The sequence below is a fragment of the Enterobacter sp. GER_MD16_1505_Eko_090 genome (genome assembly GCF_003331015.1).
GTDB classification, from domain to species: domain Bacteria; phylum Pseudomonadota; class Gammaproteobacteria; order Enterobacterales; family Enterobacteriaceae; genus Enterobacter; species Enterobacter roggenkampii.
Genome location: NZ_PUQF01000013.1, coordinates 37,959 through 59,595 on the forward strand (window position 1 = coordinate 37,959; position 21,637 = coordinate 59,595).

Sequence of the window (21,637 nt, forward strand, 5' to 3'; positions counted from 1 at the left end):
TCTGGCTTAAAAGTGATTTAGATCACATATTATAGATAACAGCATAACAGTTACGTTAATATATTATTAATTACATAACGGCTGCGCCATTCTCGCCCGGCGTTTCTTGCTCTCCTGCGGTGGCGTGCGCTAAAAAATTCTGAAGCCTGCACTCTCTCTTATCAAGGTCAACATGAGTCTGTTTCCCGTTATCGTGGTGTTCGGTCTGTCGTTCCCACCGATATTTTTCGAGCTTCTTTTATCACTGGCGATCTTCTGGCTGGTGCGCAAGGTGCTGGTCCCTACCGGGATCTACGATTTCGTCTGGCACCCTGCATTGTTCAATACCGCGCTGTATTGCTGCCTGTTTTACCTGATATCGCGCATGTTTGTCTGAGGTTGATGTGAAAACGCTAACAAGAAAAATCTCCCGCACTGCCATCACCATGGCGCTGGTTATCCTCGCCTTCATTGCCATTTTCCGCGCCTGGGTCTATTACACCGAATCACCGTGGACGCGTGATGCACGCTTCAGCGCCGATGTGGTGGCCATCGCCCCTGACGTGGCCGGTCTTATCACGGCGGTTAACGTTCACGATAACCAGCTGGTGAAAAAAGATCAGGTTCTGTTCACCATCGACCAGCCTCGTTACCAGAAAGCGCTGGAAGAGGCGGAAGCGGACGTGGCCTATTACCAGGCGCTGGCTGCGGAGAAACGCCGTGAGGCAGGCCGCCGTAATCAGCTTGGCGTTCAGGCAATGTCCCGTGAAGAGATTGACCAGTCCAACAACGTGCTGCAAACCGTGCTGCACCAGCTGGCGAAAGCACAAGCAACGCGCGATCTGGCGAAGCTCGATCTGGAGCGTACCGTGATCCGCGCGCCGTCTGATGGCTGGGTGACCAACCTTAACGTCTATGCCGGGGAATTCATTACCCGTGGCTCAACCGCCGTGGCGCTGGTGAAACAGAACTCTTTCTATGTACTCGCCTATATGGAAGAGACCAAGCTGGAAGGCGTACGTCCCGGCTATCGGGCAGAAATCACGCCGCTGGGCAGCAACCGCGTCTTTAAAGGTACCGTCGACAGCGTCGCCGCAGGGGTGACCAACTCCAGCAGTTCGCGTGATGCAAAAGGGATGGCAACGGTGGATTCCAACCTCGAGTGGGTGCGTCTGGCCCAGCGCGTGCCGGTCCGTATCCACCTGGATGAACAGCAGGGCAATCTGTGGCCTGCGGGTACCACGGCGACGGTGGTGATTACCGGTGAAAAAGATCGGGATGCCAGCCAGGACTCATTCTTCCGTAAAATCGCCCACCGTCTGCGCGAGTTTGGTTAATCGCTATGGGCATCTTTTCCATCGCCAGCCAGCACATTCGCTTCGCCGTGAAGCTGGCGTGTGCCATTGTGCTGGCGCTGTTTGTTGGCTTCCACTTCCAGCTTGAAACCCCGCGCTGGGCAGTGCTGACGGCCGCGATTGTCGCGGCGGGTCCCGCCTTTGCCGCGGGTGGGGAACCCTATTCAGGCGCGATCCGCTATCGCGGAATGCTGCGTATCATCGGGACGTTCATCGGCTGTATCGCGGCGCTCACCATTATTATCCTGATGATCCGCACGCCGCTGCTGATGCTGATGGTGTGCTGTATCTGGGCGGGCTTCTGCACCTGGATCTCGTCTCTGGTGAAAGTGGAGAACTCCTATGCCTGGGGTCTGGCGGGCTATACCGCGCTGATTATTATCATCACCATCCAGTCCGAGCCGCTGCTGGCTCCGCAGTTTGCGGTGGAGCGATGCAGTGAGATTGTCATTGGTATCGTGAGTGCAATTGTCGCGGACCTGCTGTTCTCCCCGCGCTCCATCAAGCAGGAAGTCGACCGAGAGCTTGATGCGCTGATTGTCGCCCAGTACCAGCTGATGCAGCTCTGCATTAAGCACGGCGACAGCGAAGAGGTGGATAAAGCCTGGAGCGGGCTGGTTCGCCGCACGCAGGCGCTGGAAGGGATGCGCAGCAATCTCAATATGGAGTCGTCACGCTGGGCTCGCGCTAACCGTCGTCTGAAAGCCCTTAATACGGTCTCGTTAACGCTGATTACCCAGGCATGTGAAACCTACCTGATTCAGAACACGCGCCCGGAAGTGGTCACCGATACGTTCCGCGAACTGTTCGCTGAGCCAGTGGAAACGGTGCAGGACGTGCACAAGCAGCTTAAGCGTATGCGCAGGGTTATTGCCTGGACAGGGGAACGTGACACGCCGGTAACGATCTACACCTGGGTCGGCGCCGCGACGCGCTACCTGCTGCTGAAACGCGGCGTGATCGGGAATACCAAAATCAGCGCGGCGGAAGAAGAGGTACTGCAGGGCGAAGTGGTGATCAAGCCGGAATCCGCCGAGCGCCATCACGCGATGGTCAACTTCTGGCGTACGACGCTTGCCTGTATGCTCGGCACGCTGTTCTGGCTGTGGACGGGCTGGACGTCCGGCAGCGGCGCGATGGTGATGATTGCCGTCGTGACCGCACTGGCGATGCGTCTGCCTAACCCGCGTATGGTCGCCATCGATTTCCTGTACGGCACCCTTGCCGCCCTGCCGATCGGCGCGCTCTATTTTCTGGTCATCATCCCGTCGACGCAGCAGAGCATGCTGCTGCTCTGTATTAGCCTGGCAGTGATGGCGTTCTTTATCGGCATTGAGGTGCAAAAGCGGCGTCTGGGATCGCTGGGGGCGCTGGCGAGTACGATTAACATCATCGTCCTGGATAACCCGATGACCTTCCATTTCAGCCAGTTTCTCGACAGCGCGTTAGGTCAGCTGGTGGGCTGTTTCCTGGCGATGATGGTGATTCTGCTGGTCCGCGATAATTCGCAGGCAAGAACGGGCCGCGTGCTGTTGAACCAGTTTGTGTCGGCCGCCGTGTCGTCGATGACAACCAACACCGCGCGTCGTAAAGAGAACCACCTGCCCGCGCTCTACCAGCAGCTGTTTTTACTGCTGAACAAGTTCCCGGGCGACATTGCGAAGTTCCGCCTGGCGCTGACCATGATCATTGCACACCAGCGTCTGCGCAATGCGCCGGTGCCCATCAACGACGATCTGTCGGCCTGGCACCGCCAGCTGCGTCGTACCGCGGACCACGTGCTTTCCGCCAGCAGTGATGACAAACGACGTCGCTACTTTACGCAGCTGCTTGCAGAGCTTGATATCTACCAGGAGAAGCTTAAAACCTGGGAAGCGCCGCCTCAGGTGACCGAGCCGGTAGGACGGCTGGTGTTGATGCTGCATCGCTACCAGAATGCCCTCACGGATAGCTGACTGAAGTAAAAAAACCGACGCCAAAAGCGTCGGTTTTTTTGTGGCTATACTTATTCCAGCACGTTCTTACATTTCAGGAAGGGAGGACACATGACGACCCAGGCGCTTCAGGATCACATCCTTTTTCAGACCGGTTATCTGGTCAACGGGATCTGGAAAACGCTGGACACGACCTTCGATGTGCTTAACCCCGCTACCGGGGAAGTCATCGCGAAAGTCGCGAAAGCGGGTAAAGCACAAACCGAAGAGGCTATCGCAGCGGCCACCAAAGCCTTCCCGGCCTGGCGTGCCAAAACCGCGAAAGAGCGCTCGGCGATTCTTTATCGCTGGTACGAACTGATTATTGAGAATAAAAGCTGGCTCGGGCAGTTAATGACCACCGAGCAGGGCAAGCCGCTGAAAGAAGCGGAAGGTGAGGTGGAGTACGCTGCCAGCTTTATCCAGTGGTTTGCCGAAGAGGCCAAGCGCGCCAACGGGGAAATTATTCCGCCGATCAAACCCGGCTCGCGCATTCTGGCGACCCGCGAACCCATAGGCGTGGTGGCGGCGATAACGCCGTGGAACTTCCCAATGGCCATGCTCACCCGCAAATTAGGCCCGGCGCTGGCTGCGGGGTGCACCGGAGTGATCAAACCGGCCAATAACACGCCGCTCAGTGCCTTTGCGCTGCTCACCCTGGCAAAACAGGCCGGCGTACCCGACGGCGTGCTCAACGCCGTGGCCGGGAATACCCATGAAATCAGCGATGCGATTATGGCAAGCCGAGACGTGCGTAAAATCTCCTTTACCGGCTCGACCTCCGTCGGCAAAACGCTGGTGCGTAATGCTGCCGAAACCATGAAAAAAGTCTCGATGGAGCTGGGGGGAAATGCCCCGTATATCGTTTTTGAGGATGCAGATATCGACGCGGCGGTGAAGGGGGCGATTGCCAACAAGTTCCGCAATGCCGGGCAGGTCTGCGTCAGCGTGAACCGTTTTTATATTCAGGAAACCGTCTACGACAAGTTTGTGAATAAACTTGCCGATGCCGTGAAGGCGCTCAAGGTGGGGAATGGCCTTGACGAGGGCGTTGTTGTCGGGCCGCTGATCGAATCTGCTGCGGTCGACAAGGTGCGTGAGCATGTCGACGATGCCGTCTCACGGGGGGCAACCGTACTGGCAGGGGGTAAGCCCCATCCGCTTGGCGGGAATTTCTGGATGCCAACCGTGCTGGGCGACTGCCATGAAGGCATGAAGCTGGCAGAGGAAGAGACGTTTGGCCCGGTTGCGGCGTGTTTCCGTTTCACCTCGGAAGATGAAGTTATCCAGCGTGCCAACAATACGCCCTACGGGCTGGCGGCTTACTTCTATACCCAGAATCTCTCACGTGTTTTCCGCGTTTCGCAGGCGATCGAGAGTGGGATGATCGGCATTAACGAGTGTGCCGTCTCCACGGAACTGGGGCCCTTTGGTGGCGTGAAGGAGTCAGGCCTTGGTCGTGAGGGCTCCGTGCTGGGCCTGGAAGAGTATCTGGAAGTGAAAACCCTTCACATTGGGGGATTATAATAGACAGGGCGGCATCTGCCGCTCGCCTGGACTGGGTGGCTGGCAATGAAAACCTATACCTTTGATTTTGACGAGATCGACAGTCAGGAAGACTTCTACCGTGAATTTATCCGGGTGTTTGATCTTGAACGGGAAAGCGTGACGAATCTGGATACGCTGTGGGACGTGGTGACCGGTAGCCTGCTGCCGCTACCGCTGGAAATTGAGTTCATCCATTTGCCCGATAAGCTGCGCAGACGTTTTGGCGCACTGATATTACTGTTCGATGAAGCGGAAGAAGAGCTGGAAGGGCAGCTGCGTTTTAACGCGCGGCACTGAATGAAAAAAGCCCCTGACCATCAGGCCAGGGGCAAGTCGTATGATGAGATACGACGAGGGTTTATTTATACAGTTCTGCAGTTGCATGCCAGTGGTCACCCTGATTCAGTTCGGTGACGCGGTAGCTGCTGGCACCTGCTTTTTCAGCTTTGGCAGCCAGTTCATGACGGATATCCATCGGAGAGCCGGTAACAGACGTCACGGAGATGCTGCCCATAGGCTGCAGATTTTGTGCCTGGTCGGCATTCACCTGCTGTACGGCTGCGCTTGCGCCGAAAGAGAGAACAGATGCCAGACCGAGGGTTGCGATGATCAATTTGGTTTTCATAGTCTTTACTCCTGAATAGGGTTTTTGCTCAACGGCGAGAAGGGTTGAACCGCTATTTTTATGCCTGGTGCCGTTGAGTGGAGATTTACGTGTTCAGTTATTACTAAAACTTATTTGTACAGCTCAGCGGTGGCGTGCCAGTGTGCGCCAGAGCGCGCTTCGATGATGCGATAGGATGACGCACCCTTTTCTTCCGCTTTTTTGTTCAGCATCTCATGCATGTCCATTGGCGATGTGCCGACCGCGCCGACAGAAACCGTACCGATGGCCTGGCGGGATTGCGCCTGGTCAGCATTGATAGCGTCAGCCGCGAAGGCACCGAATGACAGGACAGACAGGACGCTCAGCGCCGCTACAGTTGATTTGATTTTCATGATTTTTACCTCGTCGAATTTTTTAGTGGGGTCTTGTTTCGTGACCCTCATCACAAAATCAAGTATACACTAATAACGGAAAAAATTAATACCAGACTAATGGTTTCTATTGTTATTACGTGTTAACCAGTCTTTTTTTTATAACCAAATTGCATAATATTGGGTGTTTTTTGCACATTATAGTTGGTTATGTCTAATGAAATCATATGGATATCAGCTTTTGATTTTTTGTGCGATTTTTTGATTTAGCATTCACCAGGTGAATGTTAATGGGTGGTAAAAAGCACTATTTGTCAAAGGCAGAGGCAGTGAAAAAGAGGGGGAAACGGTGTGGAGGCAGAACGATCCCCGCAGCGGCGCTACGGGGAAAGGGGATTAGAGTTCCTGTTCGAACAGAACCAGAATCGCTTCGTGGAGATCTTTAACGGAGAAACCGCTGGCTGGCGTGGTAAAGATGGTGTCATCACCGGCGATAGTCCCGAGGATACCTTCCGTTTTACCCAATGAGTCCAGCATGCGGGCAATCAGCTGTGCGGCACCTGGGCTTGTGTGGATCACCACAACGGCATCGTTGTAGTCGATATCCAGAACCAGATTCTTGAGCGGGCTGGAGGTGGTCGGCACGCCAAGTTCAGCCGGCAGGCAATAGACCATCTCCATCTTGGCGTTACGGGTACGTACCGCGCCAAATTTCGTTAACATGCGGGAGACCTTCGACTGATTGATGTTGTCGAAGCCCTGTTCCTGCAGCGCCTGAACAATTTCTCCCTGAGAACTGAATTTCTCTTCTTTAAGTAGCGCTTTAAACGCCTTTACTAATTCTTCTTGCTTAGACGAGCTTCGCATAAGTCACCCGGAATATGACGATAGAAACAACATTATTATGCATGTGGATGAATTTTTATGCAAATTATCTACTCAGCGCCAGGCTGAAATAATGTTATGAAAGGGAGTGATTTTATCAGAATTCGTTATCAGAAAACATGCCTGGGTCACGCCGCGCAAATAAGCTTAAAAGTAAATTAAATGTTATCAAAATGATGTTGTTTTGGTGGCGGGGCAGGGTGTATTGTAACCACCTCTTAATTCGTTGCCGTCTGTCGTCAGATAGCCTTCTGAAGAGAGATAAAGTCGCGCGACCTCAAATTCTTTAGCTACGAAAATTGTAATTAAACACTTGCTGAATTATGGTCGCCGCAACGGATTTACAGATACTTAAGTTAACCATAATAAGGAGTTTAGGATGAAAGTCGCAGTCCTCGGCGCTGCTGGTGGTATCGGCCAGGCGCTTGCCCTACTACTGAAAACCCAACTGCCTTCAGGCTCAGAACTCTCCCTGTACGATATTGCTCCGGTAACCCCAGGTGTGGCGGTTGACCTGAGCCACATCCCAACTGCTGTAAAAATCAAAGGCTTCTCCGGTGAAGATGCGCGTCCTGCTCTGCAGGGTGCCGACGTGGTGCTGATTTCTGCAGGCGTGGCGCGTAAGCCAGGCATGGATCGTTCAGACCTGTTCAACGTCAACGCGGGCATCGTGAAAAACCTGGTGCAGCAGATTGCTGAAGTGTGCCCGAAAGCGTGCATCGGTATCATCACTAACCCGGTGAACACCACCGTTGCTATCGCGGCAGAAGTGCTGAAGAAAGCAGGTGTTTACGACAAAAACAAACTGTTCGGCGTAACCACGCTGGATATTATTCGCTCCAACACCTTTGTTGCTGAGCTGAAGGGCAAACAGCCAACAGAAGTGGAAGTGCCGGTCATCGGCGGTCACTCTGGCGTTACCATCCTGCCTCTGCTGTCGCAGATCCCAGGCGTGAGCTTCACCGAGCAGGAAGTGGCTGACCTGACTAAACGCATCCAGAACGCGGGCACCGAAGTGGTGGAAGCGAAGGCGGGTGGCGGTTCTGCAACCCTGTCTATGGGCCAGGCGGCTGCACGTTTCGGTCTGTCGCTGGTTCGCGCTCTGCAGGGCGAGAAAGGCGTTGTTGAATGCGCTTACGTTGAAGGCGATGGCGAACACGCTCGCTTCTTCTCTCAGCCGCTGCTGCTGGGCAAAAATGGTATCGAAGAGCGTAAATCCATTGGTACGCTGAGCGCGTTTGAACAACACGCGATGGAAGGCATGCTGGATACGCTGAAGAAAGATATCACCCTGGGTGAAGAGTTCGTTAACAAGTAATACGAACCGTCTCCCGGCAAAAAAACGGAGCTTATCGCTCCGTTTTTTTATGCCTGTCAGTTCGTTGCCGGGTATTCCTGAATGGTGACCTGCAGCGTCAGTTTCTTATCGTTGCGCATGACTTCAACAGGGATGATAGAGCCCGGGCGAATTTCTGCCACCTGATCCATCGTCTCCAGCGCAGAAACCGCCGGTGTGCCGTTGACCGACACAATGACGTCATTGACCTGAATCCCCGCGTTGGCCGCCGGACCCCCTGGCGCCACCTCGTTCACCACGATGCCCTGGATCTGATCGATCCCGCCCCCCTGGGTATGCATCGGCGCAATTTCACGGCCACCGATACCGATATAGCCGCGGATCACGCGTCCGTCGCGGATCAGCTTATCCATAATTTTGGTCGCCAGCTGGAACGGAATGGCAAAGCCGATGCCTTCCGGCGTCTCGCCGTCGTTACTCTTATCGAACGAGAGGGTGTTGATGCCCATCAGTTCGCCCAGCGAGTTGACCAGCGCACCGCCGGAGTTACCGTGGTTGATGGAGGCATCGGTTTGCAGGAAGTTCTGCCGCCCGGATGGGTTGAGGCCAATACGCCCGGTCGCGCTGATAATCCCCTGGGTGATGGTCTGGCCCAGGTTGTAAGGGTTACCAATCGCCAGGACGACGTCACCAATATGCGGGGTACGTTTACGGTTGATCGGGATGACCGGCAAACCGCCCGTGGCGTTAATCTTCAGGACGGCAAGGTCAGTCAGGCTGTCAGAGCCAACGAGTAATGCCTCAAACACGCGGCCATCCTGTAGGGCGACGATGATCTGGTCGGCATCGTTTATCACATGCTTGTTGGTAATAATGTAGCCGCGCTCGTCCATGATTACCCCGGAGCCGAGAGTGCGGATCTCCAGCTGGTTATGGGCTGAGGTATTCAGGCCACGGTTATAGACGTTAACTACGGCAGGTGCGGCACGGCGAACGGCCTGGTTATAGGTGGCCGGCGTTTCATCCGTGCTATCGAACTGAGGGGCCGACAGTTTATTGAACTGACGTAAAGACGGCAGCGCCAGCAGCAGCAGGCCAGCGACAATCAAACCGATGACAATAGAACGTAAGAGCTTTAAAAGCATGATGCGCGTGTCGTTAAAAAAGGAACGATTTGCAGCATAACATGAGTTATCCGGACATCACACGCAGCGGTGATGTCCGGGTCGCAAATGCTTAGCGCAACAGAATATAGATAGACTCATTGCCGCGCATGACCTGCAGGGCAATAACCGCCGGTTTACTCTCCATCACCTTGCGCAGTTCGGCAATGGACTGCACGCGATTGCGGTTTACCCCAATGATCACATCTTCCTGATGCAATCCGGCCTGTGCGGCAGGGCTGCTCTTCTCAACGGTGTCGATGCGAATGCCTTTCGTACCGTCTTTCAGCTGTCCATCGCTCAGCGTCGCACCCTGCAGCGCCGGGGCGATCAGCTCCGCACTGGCAGAGGAGGAGGTGCTCTTATCCAGCGTCACTTCAACGTCCAGCGGCTTACCGTCACGGATCAGACCCAGCTTCACTTTGGCGCCGGGTTCGGTGGTCGCTATCCGCGAGCGCAGCTCGGCAAAGCTGCTCAGCGGCTTGTCGTTGAGGCTGACGATCACATCGCCCGATTTGATACCTGCTTTTGCCGAGCCGGAGTTAGGCAGCACTTCACTGACAAACGCCCCGCGCTGTACGTTGATGTTGAACGCTTTGGCGATATCGGCGCTCATCTCCATACCTTTAATACCCAGCAGCCCGCGTTTGATTTCGCCGAACTGAATGAGCTGCTGCGCCAGGGTTTTGGCCATATTGCTGGGAATCGCAAAACCGATCCCGATGCTGCCGCCACCCGGGGCCAGAATGGCTGTGTTGATCCCAATCAGCTCACCGTTAAGGTTAAGCAATGCCCCGCCGGAGTTCCCGCGGTTGATTGAGGCATCGGTCTGGATAAAGTTTTCCAGCCCTTCCAGATTGAGGCCGCTGCGTCCCAGCGCGGAGACGATCCCGGAAGTGGCGGTTTGCCCTAAGCCAAAGGGGTTACCCACGGCGACGGCAAAATCACCGACGCGCAGTTTGTCGGAGTCCGCGATGGCAATCTGGGTCAGGTTACTCGGGTTTTGTACCTGCAACAGCGCAATGTCGCTCTGGTCATCACCGCCAATCAGTTTGGCATCAAATTCGCGGCCATCGTTTAGCTGGACGCTGATTTTATCGGCCTGGCTGATGACATGATTGTTAGTCAGAATGTAGCCTTTTGCCGCATCAATAATGACGCCGGAACCCAGGCCTTCAAAAGGCTGGGCCTGCTGGTCGGGAGACTCATCGCCAAAATATTTTTTCAGTTCTTCAGGGACGCGTTGGCTTTGTACCGCAGTGCCCTCAACCTGAACGCTGACCACCGCAGGCAACACTTTTTCCAGCATGGGTGCGAGGCTTGGAATGGCCGCCTGGCCAGGCACCTGGGAGGGAAGGGCGGCAAATACAGGGACGGACGCCGAGAGAGATAACCCGACACTTAACGCGATAGCGCTCAACAGCTGGTTTTTTTTCTTCATCGATGTTGACTCTCGTAACCTGGAATAAAGGAAAAACGGCCCCAAAAACACGTTGATGTTATTGAATTTTAAACCGCTGAACAATGAGGTGTTTAACTAAATGATAGCTGGGGTCAGGAAGAAAGGACGGGCGCAATCGCTGCGCCCGTAAAATAAATTCAGGTTGTGCGATTAATCGCGTTTTACACCGCCGCGCAGCAGGCCGGACGCGCCGTCTGAATAGTCGCGAGGCATCTGAACAGGCGCCTGGTCGTTACCGGCTTCAGAGTCTGCCAGACGGTTGCGGAACGGATTGGTTTCCGCCGTCATTTCCGGCAGCAGGCTGCTGGAGCTTTTTGCCATATGCTGATACAGCTGACGATAGTCGGTCGCCATGTTGTCCAGCAGCTCGGCGCTACGGGCAAAATGGCTGACCAGCTCTTCACGATACTCTTCCAGCTCGGCTTTGTTCTTTTCCAGTTCGTACTGCAGTGACTGCTGCTGACGCAATTTGCGATTACCGAAACGCATGGCCACAGCACCGATGACGATGCCGACGACTAAACCGATTAGCGCATATTCCCAGGTCATGAACTTCTCCCGTTGTCTTGTTGTTCCGTAGGGTGTTGGCTCGGCTCCTGCCTGTGCCTGATAATGCCACTATAACCGCTATTTCCGTAGAAGTGGAATCCTGACGTATCATCGCGTAGTGTAGAACGGCCTTTTTTTCATCAGTCACGTCTGCTGGTGAGCGTTAATTGAAGGAATAACAATAAGATTATGCAAAACCTGTCCCCTGCATCGCGATATCAACTGGCCCTAAACGAGGGCACTCATCAGCCGGATGACGTACAGCGTGAGGCGGTAAGTCGTCTGGAGATGATTTATCAGGAACTCACGGCCAAACCCGCTGAAACCGAACAGAATGGCGGGCTAAAGGCGGCATTTGGACGGTTGCTCGGAAAAAAAACGCCACAGGCCCACGCGCCGGTGCGCGGTCTTTATATGTGGGGCGGGGTCGGTCGCGGAAAAACCTGGCTGATGGACATGTTCTACCAGAGCCTGCCGGGGGCGCGTAAACAGCGTCTGCACTTCCACCGCTTTATGCTGCGTGTGCATGAAGAGCTGACTGCGCTGCAGGGTAAAAGCGATCCGCTGGAGATTGTGGCCGACAGGTTCAAGGCGGAAACGGACGTGCTCTGCTTCGATGAATTTTTTGTGTCTGACATCACCGATGCCATGCTGTTAGGCGGCCTGATGAAAGCGCTTTTTGCCCGCGGGATCACGCTGGTGGCCACGTCGAATATTCCGCCGGATGAGCTTTACCGCAACGGCCTGCAGCGGGCACGCTTCCTGCCTGCCATCGACGCCATTAAGCAGCATTGTGACATTATGAACGTTGATGCCGGTGTCGATTATCGCCTGCGCACCTTAACCCAGGCGCACCTGTGGCTCTCGCCGTTAAATGCAGAGACCACCCGCGAGATGGATAAACTCTGGCTGGCGCTGGCGGGGGCAAAACGCGAGCACGCCCCGGAACTCGAGATTAACCATCGCCCGCTGCCAACGCTCGGCGTTGAAAACCAAACGCTGGCGGTCTCCTTTACGACGCTGTGCGTTGATGCCCGCAGCCAGCACGACTACATTGCGCTTTCACGTCTGTTCCACACCGTGATGGTGCTGGATGTGCCGGTGATGACGCGGCTGATGGAGAGCGAGGCGCGGCGCTTCATCGCGATGGTGGACGAGTTTTACGAGCGCCACGTTAAGCTGGTGATTAGCGCCGAGGTTCCTTTATATGAGATCTACCAGGGGGAGCGGCTAAAGTTTGAGTTCCAGCGCTGCCTGTCTCGCCTGCAGGAGATGCAGAGCGAGGAATACCTGAAGCTGGAGCATATGCCATAAATGCCACCCTCTCCCTGTGAAGGGGGACTTATAGGCCGGGTGAGGCGCAGCCGCCACCCGGCATTTTCCACCGCCTCGAAAAACCCAATTTGAATCACATTTAAGGGTCGATCTTTGACCTCAACTTCTCTATAATCTTGCGACCCCACGTTACGAGAAGGTTTTTTTCCCGAAACTTTCTATGTGTCGGCATGTGCTATTCGAAGGGGTAGGTTTGCCGGACTTTGTCGTGTGAACCTCAACTGACTAAACGTTTGGGTGTTCACCAACGTGTAACTTATTATTTGGGTAAGCTTTTAATGAAAACTTTTACAGCTAAACCAGAAACCGTACAGCGCGACTGGTATGTTGTTGACGCGACCGGTAAAACTCTGGGCCGTCTGGCTACTGAACTGGCTCGTCGCCTGCGCGGTAAGCACAAAGCGGAATACACTCCGCACGTTGATACCGGTGATTACATCATCGTTCTGAACGCTGACAAAGTTGCTGTTACCGGCAACAAGCGTACTGACAAAATGTACTACCACCACACCGGCCACATCGGTGGTATCAAAGAAGCGACCTTTGAAGAGATGATTGCTCGCCGTCCTGAGCGTGTGATTGAAATCGCGGTTAAAGGCATGCTGCCAAAAGGCCCGCTGGGTCGTGCTATGTTCCGTAAACTGAAAGTTTACGCAGGCAACGAGCACAACCACGCGGCACAGCAACCGCAAGTTCTTGACATCTAATCGGGATTATAGGCAATGGCTGAAAATCAATACTACGGCACTGGTCGCCGCAAAAGTTCCGCAGCTCGCGTTTTCATCAAACCGGGCAGTGGTAAAATCGTAATCAACCAGCGTTCTCTGGAACAGTACTTCGGTCGCGAAACTGCCCGCATGGTAGTTCGCCAGCCGCTGGAACTGGTTGATATGGTAGAAAAACTGGATCTGTACATCACCGTTAAAGGTGGTGGTATCTCCGGTCAGGCAGGTGCGATCCGTCACGGTATCACCCGCGCTCTGATGGAGTACGACGAATCCCTGCGTTCTGAACTGCGTAAAGCTGGCTTCGTTACTCGTGACGCGCGTCAGGTTGAACGTAAGAAAGTGGGTCTGCGTAAAGCACGTCGTCGTCCACAGTTCTCCAAACGTTAATCCATTCTGCTTACGCAGAACGATTGGCGAAAAACCCGCTTCGGCGGGTTTTTTTATGGATAATGCGCAGGTTATCCACAATATCCATGCATATATCTTCTCTTTTTCCACATTTCCAGAATCCCCTCACCACAAAGCCATCAAAATCTGGTAAACTATCATCCAATTTTCTGCCCAAATATCGGTGAATACTCGATTTTTGTTCGATTCTTGAACAATGTGTCTTCTCTGGGGTGGGCGATACAACATCTGGCTGGCCCCTGTTGGGCTGGTAGCAGTAAAAATTCTGAATATACCTGGAGGTTTTCATGGCTGTCGCTGCCAACAAACGTTCGGTAATGACGCTGTTTTCTGGTCCTACTGACATTTATAGCCATCAGGTTCGTATCGTGCTGGCCGAGAAGGGTGTCAGTTTTGAGATCGAGCATGTGGAAAAGGATAACCCGCCTCAGGATCTGATCGATCTCAACCCGAGCCAAAGCGTACCGACGCTGGTGGATCGCGAGCTGACCCTGTGGGAATCCCGTATCATTATGGAATACCTGGATGAGCGTTTCCCGCATCCGCCGCTGATGCCTGTTTACCCTGTTGCGCGTGGTGAAAGCCGCCTGTACATGCAGCGTATCGAAAAAGACTGGTATTCGCTGATGAACGTGATTACCAGCGGATCCGCTGCCGAAGCTGACGCTGCGCGTAAGCAACTGCGTGAAGAGCTGCTGGCAATCGCCCCGGTGTTTGGTCAGAAACCGTTCTTCCTGAGCGATGAATTCAGCCTGGTGGATTGCTACCTGGCACCGCTGCTGTGGCGTCTGCCAATCCTGGGCGTAGAGTTCAGCGGTCCTGGCGCGAAAGAGCTGAAGGGCTACATGACTCGCGTCTTTGAGCGCGACTCTTTCCTGGCATCTTTAACTGAACCGGAACGTGAAATGCGTCTCGGCCGAGGCTAATGACTGTGGAAATGTCACAACTTACCCCACGCCGTCCGTATCTGCTGCGCGCCTTCTATGAATGGCTGCTGGATAACCAGCTCACGCCGCACCTGGTTGTGGATGTGACGTTGCCGGGCGTGCTGGTTCCAATGGAATACGCACGTGACGGACAGATTGTACTGAACATCGCCCCGCGCGCGGTGGGTAACCTGGAGCTGGCAAACGATGAAGTGCGCTTCAACGCGCGTTTCGGCGGCGTACCGCGCCAGGTTTCCGTACCGCTGGCTGCTGTGCTGGCTATCTACGCGCGTGAAAACGGAGCGGGTACCATGTTCGAGCCGGAAGCGGCATATGATGAAGACGTTGCCAGCCTGAATGATGACAATGCATCTGATGAGCGTGAAAGCGACACGGTGATGTCAATTATCGATGGCGACAAACCCGATCATCAAGATGACAATGACCCTGATGACGATCCGCCTCCGCGCGGTGGTCGCCCAGCGCTACGCGTTGTGAAATAAATCCGCTTGCGCCGTTTGTAAAAAGCCAGTGATATCACTGGCTTTTTTTATTTCTGTATCAATCTACCGTTGTAATATTTTTAAATAAGCATTGTTTATATCTCTTGTTTCTTCATTGCTTGATTAATAATTAAATAGATTTATAAACCCCATGAATAAATGAGGTGTGAACTAATATCAAAACGATGAGAAAAGTAAAGAGGAATTCTGAGTATTATTATTTTTTTGATGTCGATCTCTTTTTTGATTGGGTAATTTCTTAATAAAATAAGGAAAAAATCATTTTGTGGTTATCCTTAATAGAATAGTTAATTTTGCTAAATTGCATGTATTTATAAAAACAATACTATGTGCACATGCTGACAAGCATGACGACAATCAGTAACTGGTAAAGGTATTTATCATTACTGGGTTAAATATTGCAATTACTCATATGTTAAGGATTAACAAGTGAAAAAAGTTTTACTCGCTACTGCGCTTTCTCTGTGTGTGACTTCAGCATTTGCTGCAGACCCTTCAGCTGTACTGAAGGTTAAAGGTACGCTGACGAATGCAGCATGTACGCCAGTATTAAGCAACGGCGGTACTGTTGACTACGGTACAATTAATTTGGGCAGTCTGAACGCTTCTGCTGTCAACCAGTTGGGACAGAAGAATATCGATCTGACCATTAACTGCACCGCAGCAACAAAAGTGTCCTGGAATATGGTTGACGATCGCGCTGATACTAACGCGGGTCTGACCGTAGAAAACGGTATGTTTGGTGGTGGTATTATTAAAGGCGCTAGCCAAACTTACGGTGTGGGCAAAACCGCGGGTGGCGTTAACATTGGCTCTTACGCTCTGCTAGTTAAAGTAGACAGCGTAACGGCTGATGGTGCTGCGGTAGATCCAATCTATCAGCAGAACGCGACGGGTACCTGGACCAAATCCACCAACGGTTCTTCTCAGGGCAGCCATATTCGTGACTTCACCGTTGCGTCTGCAGGTTCTCTGGATCCGCTGGCCTTCCAGACCGCGACCTTCCCGCTGGCAACTTCACTGGCTCTTCAGGACACCACAACTCTGGCGATTACGGACGATACTCAGCTTGACGGTCAGTTGACCATCAGCCTGCGTTATCTGTAAGACTTTATTGAGTAAAAGTAATTTTAAAATAATCCAGAGAGTGAATGTTCTGCATTTACTCTCTTTTTAACAGCACGATAAACATGGAATGTTCTGTTGGGCTATCAAGGAGATAATATTATGCAATGCATAAGGTCGAATATATTTAAAACACTTTTTACTGTCGCTTTATTTTCCGCCAATTTTGCGGTGCATGCAGAAGGTATGGTGCCAGAAACCAGCCTGCTAATTATTGATGAAGCCACACACAGCGGTACCATTAACGTAAAAAATACGGATTCACACCCATCCTTATTATATACGAACGTTGTAGACCTGCCGGACGACCAGGGGCTTAAGTTGATCGTCACGCAGCCTGTGGTTCGCCTTGAGCCGGGCCAAACGCAGCAGCTTCGTTTTATTTTGCAAAGCAAGCAGCCGCTGGATGTTGAGCATTTAAAACGCGTCACATTTGACGGTATTCCACCAAAAAATGACGATAAAAAAATTAAAATTGGCATTAATATTCGCCAGGATATTCCAGTGCTAATACGCCCGGCTACGCTGGGGGTCGTGACGGATGCGTGGAAATACCTCAAATGGTCTACGGTCGGATCTTCTGTAAAAGTAACCAACCCAAGTAAGTACGTTGTTCGTCTGGCACAAAAAGTCGTATTACAACCTTCAGGCGCAAACGCCACGCTTTCCAAAACTTACCTTCTGCCAGGTGAGACGATGACGGCTGCGTTGAACAAAACGAGCAGCGGTGATAGCCACGTTAAGTTTTTCCCGGCCAGCCGTTATGGCATTGAAGTGCCGAGTTTTACCTCAGAATTAAATAAATAATATAGGGATCAAACGGTGAATAAAAAAAGCCGTATTGCACTTTGTGTCCGCGCAGTTCTCTGCGGCACCTTGCCTCTGATGATGTTTGACTCCGCCTCCGTACTCGCAAGGGAAGTGACGTTTGATACGGGGGTAATGAAAACGCTGGGGTTATCGAGCGACTTGAACCATTATTTCGCTGAAGCACCGCGTTTTCTGCCCGGAACCCATTCCGTGAACGTTAAAGTGAATGGTGAAGATCGCGGAATGGCCGCCGTCCGTTTCAATAAGGACGGCGTGCTGTGTTTTGATAACGATCTGCTTGATTTCGCAGGCCTCATGCCAGTCCCCCTGAAGGCAGGCGAGGCGTGCCACAACATCCGCGACGACTACCCGAAAGCGGTAATCAACGCGTTGCCAAACCAGGAAGCCGTTGAGTTGTATCTGCCGCCTGAAGCGGTAAACAGCCTGTCGTCGGATATCCGAAACTTCCAGCACGGCGGTGCCGCCGGGATGCTCAACTATTCGCTGTTCAGCACCCGTAACGAATATGGCGGTAGCGACAAAACCCGCTATTCGCAGGCCAATCTGGAAGCGGGTTTTAACGCATTTGACTGGTCGCTTCGCAGTAATTACATCCTGACGGATGACAATGGCAAGAAAAATGCCGACAGCATTTACACCTACGCAGAGCATGTTTTTGTCCCGCAGAAGTTAACCATGCAGGTCGGTGAAATTAATGCCATGTCTAATGTGCTGAGCGGCATACCCATTACCGGTATCCAGCTTATGCCGACTAGTGGGCTGACAAAAGACGGCAGCGGCGTCAGCGTGTCAGGCATTGCCCGTTCCTCCCAGGCTCGCGTGGAGATTCGCCAGAACAATCAGCTGATCTTCAGTACGCTCGTGCCCGCGGGACCATTTACGCTGGATGACGTGCCGGTTGCGCGTAACAACGTCGATTTAGACGTTTCCGTCGTAGAGTCGGACGGCTCCACGAATCACTTTATTGTTCCTGCTGCCGCTGTGAAGCAGCGAAATCTTTCTCGCCCGCAGGGGCTTACCGTGTCTGCCGGCCAGGTACGCAGTATCGATAGCGACTACAGCGATCCGCTGGTGATGAACGTTTCCGACGGCTGGCGCATTTTCCCGTGGATGAACCTTCTGGCCTCCGGTACTGCCGCTCAAGATTACCAGGCAGCTGGCGGTCGTACCGATTTTCTTATCAGCGATCTTTGGTCTGTTTCCACGACGGTTGCGGCAAGCAAAGAGTCGTTTGGTGACAGCAACAGTGGACTTAAAACCGAGCTAGGAAGCGATCTTACGCTTTCCTCCCATGTATCGCTTTCCACCAGCGCGACGCACTACAGCGGCGGCTACCGTGAGATGGCAGAAGCGATGGACGATGACTATCAGGGGTACGATAACGCCTACTCCGGCAGCATACGTTTCTCATCCGGTCTGGCAGGCGTTTTCTCAGCAGGCTTCAACTATAACCAGAGCAGCGGGAACTCTGAGGATTCCCGCTATCTGCTTCTGTCGTGGGGTAAGACATTTAAATATGCCAGCGTTACCGCCAACTGGCAAAGCGCTGTGGGCAACGTCGATGACGACCAGGATGATGAAATGCTGTACATCAACGTCAGCATTCCGCTGAGTCCGGGGCAGTCTGTCAGCACTTACATGCGCAAGCAGGGCGACAATACCACTTACGGTGTGGCCAACAGCGGTTCGCTGGGCGAAAACACACACTACTATATCGCCGCCGATCGTGACCAGTCGTCCAGCGATAATAGCTTCAACGGTAACCTTAACACCAACCTGCATTATACCCAGCTGAGCGTGGGTGGTGGCAGCAACGGTGATCACCAGCGTAACTATAACGCCACCCTGGCGGGCGGCATCGCTATGCACAAAAATGGCGTGACGTTCTCGCCGTATGCGATTCGCGATACCTTTGCGATTGCCAGACTGAGCGAGAAGAAAAGCGGGGTAGAAATCGCTACGCCACAGGGTACGGTCTGGACCGATGCCTGGGGACAGGCGGTTGTACCTTCGCTAAACGAGTGGCGCAATTCGCGTATAGAAGTGGATGCCAACAAGCTGCCGCAGAATATGACGCTGGCAAACGGCACCCGATATATCGCCGCAGGTCACGCTTCAGTCAGCGAGCTTGATTTCAAGGTGCTGAACAGCCGACGTGTGATGCTGCGTATGAAGCAAACCGATGGTCAGCCGCTGAGAAAAGGGCTGGCAATCGTGGATGAGAAGGACAACTACATTGTGACGGTCGTTGATGATGGTCATGTCTTTATCAACGATGCGGATCAGTTACCGGCGCTGTACGCCATGGACGCCAACAACAATCGTTTGTGCAAACTCGATTTCGCTCTTCCTGAGAAACGCAATGAAGACGCCTTCTATGAAGAAGTAAACGGAGTATGCCGATGAATTATCAACAAACAGTAGGATTAACAGCGCTGGGGATACTTTTCTTCGTGGCGACTGCAAATGCGGAAGATTGCCAAATATCGCTTTCGCAGCCGGTGGTGGATTACCATGAAATGCGTCGAGATAATATCGATAAAACCCAGCAGAACTGGCACAAAATGGCGGACCGTACCCTCAACGTTAATGTTTACTGTCCGCAGCCGCAGCAAATGGCGGTGTTGTTACAGGGGACGGCAGGCGATAAAGGGCGCTTCACATTCGGCCAGTCTGGCGGGATGGCAGTTAAAATCGATGATATGACCATCGACGGTAAAAATTACACCGTCGGCAAAACGGTCGATCAGCTCGGTTTTACTCCGCAAAGCGGCACACCTTCGCCGTTTTATGTGCGTAATAATGAAGCGGTTATTGCGGTTGATAATAATCAGGTGCCTTCAGGCCAGCAGATGAATTTCCGGGTCACGCTATCACCTGTGCTGGATGACAATGCGTTTAGCCGCATCACCGATCAAACCGTACTGGAAAGTGACTTAACCTGGACTCTGCTGACGAGGTAGCATTTCGGGGAGTAAAAAATAGCTCTTCATTATTTCTATCGCCAATGAAATGCCTGTTTTTTTCTTGCAGCTGACTCAAGCATTGATAGGCTGGCAACCTTCATGCTGAAATATCTGAAATTTTTTTTGATTACGCTGTAGGTAACAAAGGGAATAAACCGGAAGGTTTATTCCCTTTTTTTTTACACTTCCAGGTAGTTCAGTATCCCGTCAGCCGCTTTGCGCCCTTCGGCAATCGCCGTCACCACCAGGTCGGAACCGCGAACGATATCGCCACCGGCGAAGATTTTCGGGTTGCTGGTCTGGAAGGCATTATCGCTGCCTTCTGGCGCAATAATACGGCCCTGCGAGTCCAGCTCAACGCTGTGCTTCGCCAGCCATTCCATGCTGTGAGGGCGGAAACCGAACGCCATCACCACGGCGTCAGCGGGGATCACGTGCTCGGAGCCTGCCACGATTTCCGCGCGACGACGGCCTTTCGCATCCGGTGCGCCCATCTCAGTGCGCGCCATCTTCACGCCGCTCACTTTACCGTTGGCATTCACTTCAATACCCAGAGGCTGGATGTTGAACTGGAATTCCACGCCCTCTTCACGCGCGTTTTTCACTTCGCGCTTAGAGCCCGGCATGTTCTCTTCGTCACGACGGTAGGCACAGATCACGTGCGCCGCATTCTGACGAATGGAGGTTCGCACGCAGTCCATCGCGGTATCACCGCCGCCCAGCACCACCACGCGTTTTCCTTCCATGCTGACGAACGGCTCATCAGCGGTTTCGCCGTAACCCATAATCTGCTTGGTGTTGGCAATCAGGAACGGCAGCGCGTCATAAACGCCCGGCGCGTCTTCGTTTTCCAGACCACCGCGCATGGACTGATAGGTACCCACGCCCAGGAACACGGCGTCGTAATCCTTCAGCAGATCGTCGAGCTGTACGTCGCGGCCCACTTCTGTGTTCAGTTTGAACTCAATGCCCATGCCGGTGAAGATTTCACGGCGACGGGTCATGACCTCTTTTTCCAGCTTAAAGGCCGGGATACCAAAGGTCAGCAGGCCACCAATCTCCGGATGGCGGTCAAAGACCACCGCCTTCACGCCGTTGCGGGTCAGCACGTCCGCACAGGCCAGGCCCGCCGGGCCCGCGCCGATGATCGCCACGCGCTTGTCGGTTTGCTTCACGCCGGTCATATCCGGACGCCAGCCCATCTCAAACGCTTTATCGTTGATATAGCGCTCGATGTTGCCGATGGTCACCGCGCCAAACTCGTCGTTCAGCGTACAGGAACCTTCGCACAGACGATCCTGAGGGCACACTCGGCCGCACACTTCCGGCAGGGTGTTGGTCTGGTGAGACAGCTCGGCGGCTTCAAAAATACGTCCTTCGTTGGCCAGCTTCAGCCAGTTAGGGATGTAGTTGTGTACCGGACATTTCCATTCGCAGTAAGGGTTACCGCAGGACAGGCAGCGGTCTGCCTGTGCTTTGGCCTGGCCTTCTGAAAACGGCTCGTAGATTTCAACAAATTCAATTTTGCGGATCTTCAGCGGTTTCTTTGGCGGATCAACACGCTGCAGGTCGATAAACTGGTATACGTTCTGGCTCATCTGAATT

Annotated in this window: 22 protein-coding genes; 15 read left to right on the forward strand and 7 right to left on the reverse strand. The window is 53.2% G+C overall.

The window, feature by feature from the left end:
- Window positions 1-172: 172 nt before the first annotated feature.
- From aaeX to C6A40_RS15585, 5 genes are all read left to right on the forward strand, one after another.
- Window positions 173-376 (forward strand): p-hydroxybenzoic acid efflux pump operon protein AaeX, encoded by a 204-nt coding sequence (gene aaeX / locus C6A40_RS15565; protein WP_003860416.1) that lies wholly within the window; start codon window positions 173-175, stop codon window positions 374-376.
- 7 nt (window positions 377-383) lie between these two features.
- The gene (gene aaeA, locus C6A40_RS15570; protein WP_045337040.1) at window positions 384-1,316 is read left to right on the forward strand and encodes a p-hydroxybenzoic acid efflux pump subunit AaeA; all 933 of its coding nucleotides are present in this window, start codon (window positions 384-386) and stop codon (window positions 1,314-1,316) included.
- A 5-nt stretch (window positions 1,317-1,321) separates the two neighbouring features.
- On the forward strand, window positions 1,322-3,289 hold the full coding sequence (gene aaeB, locus C6A40_RS15575; RefSeq protein ID WP_008502841.1) for a p-hydroxybenzoic acid efflux pump subunit AaeB: 1,968 nt from the start codon (window positions 1,322-1,324) through the stop codon (window positions 3,287-3,289).
- 90 nt (window positions 3,290-3,379) lie between these two features.
- Window positions 3,380-4,834 carry an NAD-dependent succinate-semialdehyde dehydrogenase gene (locus tag C6A40_RS15580; protein ID WP_008502840.1) on the forward strand — a complete coding sequence of 485 codons (1,455 nt, stop codon included), beginning with the start codon at window positions 3,380-3,382 and terminating at the stop codon, window positions 4,832-4,834.
- Between the two features lie 45 nt (window positions 4,835-4,879).
- Window positions 4,880-5,152, forward strand: coding sequence for a barstar family protein (locus tag C6A40_RS15585; RefSeq protein ID WP_008502839.1), 273 nt, complete (start codon window positions 4,880-4,882; stop codon window positions 5,150-5,152).
- A gap of 61 nt (window positions 5,153-5,213) precedes the next feature.
- Here C6A40_RS15585 and yhcN (C6A40_RS15590) read toward each other — a convergent pair whose 3' ends face one another.
- The 3 genes from yhcN (C6A40_RS15590) to argR form a co-directional block, all read right to left on the reverse strand.
- Window positions 5,214-5,480, reverse strand: coding sequence for a peroxide/acid stress response protein YhcN (gene yhcN, locus C6A40_RS15590; protein WP_008502838.1), 267 nt, complete (start codon window positions 5,478-5,480; stop codon window positions 5,214-5,216).
- Window positions 5,481-5,590: 110 nt separating this feature from the next.
- Window positions 5,591-5,854 (reverse strand): peroxide/acid stress response protein YhcN, encoded by a 264-nt coding sequence (gene yhcN / locus C6A40_RS15595; protein WP_008502837.1) that lies wholly within the window; start codon window positions 5,852-5,854, stop codon window positions 5,591-5,593.
- A 375-nt stretch (window positions 5,855-6,229) separates the two neighbouring features.
- Entirely contained in the window at window positions 6,230-6,700 is a 471-nt protein-coding gene (gene argR / locus C6A40_RS15600; protein ID WP_008502836.1) for a transcriptional regulator ArgR, read from the reverse strand.
- A gap of 397 nt (window positions 6,701-7,097) precedes the next feature.
- Between argR and mdh the strand changes: the two genes are divergently transcribed.
- Complete coding sequence (gene mdh / locus C6A40_RS15605; RefSeq protein WP_008502835.1) at window positions 7,098-8,036, forward strand: malate dehydrogenase; 939 nt, start codon at window positions 7,098-7,100, stop codon at window positions 8,034-8,036.
- A 56-nt stretch (window positions 8,037-8,092) separates the two neighbouring features.
- On the opposite strand, the gene degS is transcribed toward mdh, so the two are convergent.
- The 3 genes from degS to zapG all read right to left on the reverse strand — a co-directional run bounded on the left by degS (window position 8,093) and on the right by zapG (window position 11,189).
- Complete coding sequence (degS, locus tag C6A40_RS15610; protein ID WP_008502834.1) at window positions 8,093-9,160, reverse strand: outer membrane-stress sensor serine endopeptidase DegS; 1,068 nt, start codon at window positions 9,158-9,160, stop codon at window positions 8,093-8,095.
- Window positions 9,161-9,251: 91 nt separating this feature from the next.
- Window positions 9,252-10,619, reverse strand: coding sequence for a serine endoprotease DegQ (gene degQ / locus C6A40_RS15615; RefSeq protein WP_021242281.1), 1,368 nt, complete (start codon window positions 10,617-10,619; stop codon window positions 9,252-9,254).
- Window positions 10,620-10,790: 171 nt separating this feature from the next.
- The gene (zapG, locus tag C6A40_RS15620; RefSeq protein WP_008502832.1) at window positions 10,791-11,189 is read right to left on the reverse strand and encodes a Z-ring associated protein ZapG; all 399 of its coding nucleotides are present in this window, start codon (window positions 11,187-11,189) and stop codon (window positions 10,791-10,793) included.
- 189 nt (window positions 11,190-11,378) lie between these two features.
- Between zapG and zapE the strand changes: the two genes are divergently transcribed.
- The 9 genes from zapE to C6A40_RS15670 all read left to right on the forward strand — a co-directional run bounded on the left by zapE (window position 11,379) and on the right by C6A40_RS15670 (window position 20,029).
- Window positions 11,379-12,503: a cell division protein ZapE gene (gene zapE / locus C6A40_RS15625; protein ID WP_008502831.1), complete on the forward strand. Its 1,125-nt coding sequence runs from the start codon at window positions 11,379-11,381 to the stop codon at window positions 12,501-12,503.
- A gap of 299 nt (window positions 12,504-12,802) precedes the next feature.
- On the forward strand, window positions 12,803-13,231 hold the full coding sequence (gene rplM, locus C6A40_RS15630; protein WP_003860434.1) for a 50S ribosomal protein L13: 429 nt from the start codon (window positions 12,803-12,805) through the stop codon (window positions 13,229-13,231).
- 15 nt (window positions 13,232-13,246) lie between these two features.
- On the forward strand, window positions 13,247-13,639 hold the full coding sequence (gene rpsI / locus C6A40_RS15635) for a 30S ribosomal protein S9 (RefSeq protein WP_003860436.1): 393 nt from the start codon (window positions 13,247-13,249) through the stop codon (window positions 13,637-13,639).
- 308 nt (window positions 13,640-13,947) lie between these two features.
- The gene (gene sspA, locus C6A40_RS15645) at window positions 13,948-14,586 is read left to right on the forward strand and encodes a stringent starvation protein SspA (RefSeq protein WP_008502830.1); all 639 of its coding nucleotides are present in this window, start codon (window positions 13,948-13,950) and stop codon (window positions 14,584-14,586) included.
- Window positions 14,587-14,591: 5 nt separating this feature from the next.
- Window positions 14,592-15,089, forward strand: a complete 498-nt coding sequence (sspB, locus tag C6A40_RS15650; RefSeq protein ID WP_025912562.1) for a ClpXP protease specificity-enhancing factor — start codon at window positions 14,592-14,594, stop codon at window positions 15,087-15,089.
- A 450-nt stretch (window positions 15,090-15,539) separates the two neighbouring features.
- Entirely contained in the window at window positions 15,540-16,217 is a 678-nt protein-coding gene (locus C6A40_RS15655) for a DUF1120 domain-containing protein (RefSeq protein ID WP_008502828.1), read from the forward strand.
- 120 nt (window positions 16,218-16,337) lie between these two features.
- The gene (locus C6A40_RS15660; protein WP_008502827.1) at window positions 16,338-17,042 is read left to right on the forward strand and encodes a fimbria/pilus chaperone family protein; all 705 of its coding nucleotides are present in this window, start codon (window positions 16,338-16,340) and stop codon (window positions 17,040-17,042) included.
- 15 nt (window positions 17,043-17,057) lie between these two features.
- Window positions 17,058-19,472 (forward strand): fimbrial biogenesis outer membrane usher protein, encoded by a 2,415-nt coding sequence (locus C6A40_RS15665; RefSeq protein WP_032664519.1) that lies wholly within the window; start codon window positions 17,058-17,060, stop codon window positions 19,470-19,472.
- On the forward strand, window positions 19,469-20,029 hold the full coding sequence (locus tag C6A40_RS15670) for an outer membrane protein (RefSeq protein ID WP_023294675.1): 561 nt from the start codon (window positions 19,469-19,471) through the stop codon (window positions 20,027-20,029). Before C6A40_RS15665 ends, C6A40_RS15670 begins: the two co-directional genes overlap by 4 nt.
- 182 nt (window positions 20,030-20,211) lie before the next feature.
- Here the strand turns inward: C6A40_RS15670 and gltD are convergent, their stop codons facing one another.
- The gene (gene gltD / locus C6A40_RS15675; RefSeq protein ID WP_021242274.1) at window positions 20,212-21,630 is read right to left on the reverse strand and encodes a glutamate synthase subunit GltD; all 1,419 of its coding nucleotides are present in this window, start codon (window positions 21,628-21,630) and stop codon (window positions 20,212-20,214) included.
- Window positions 21,631-21,637: the final 7 nt, after the last annotated feature.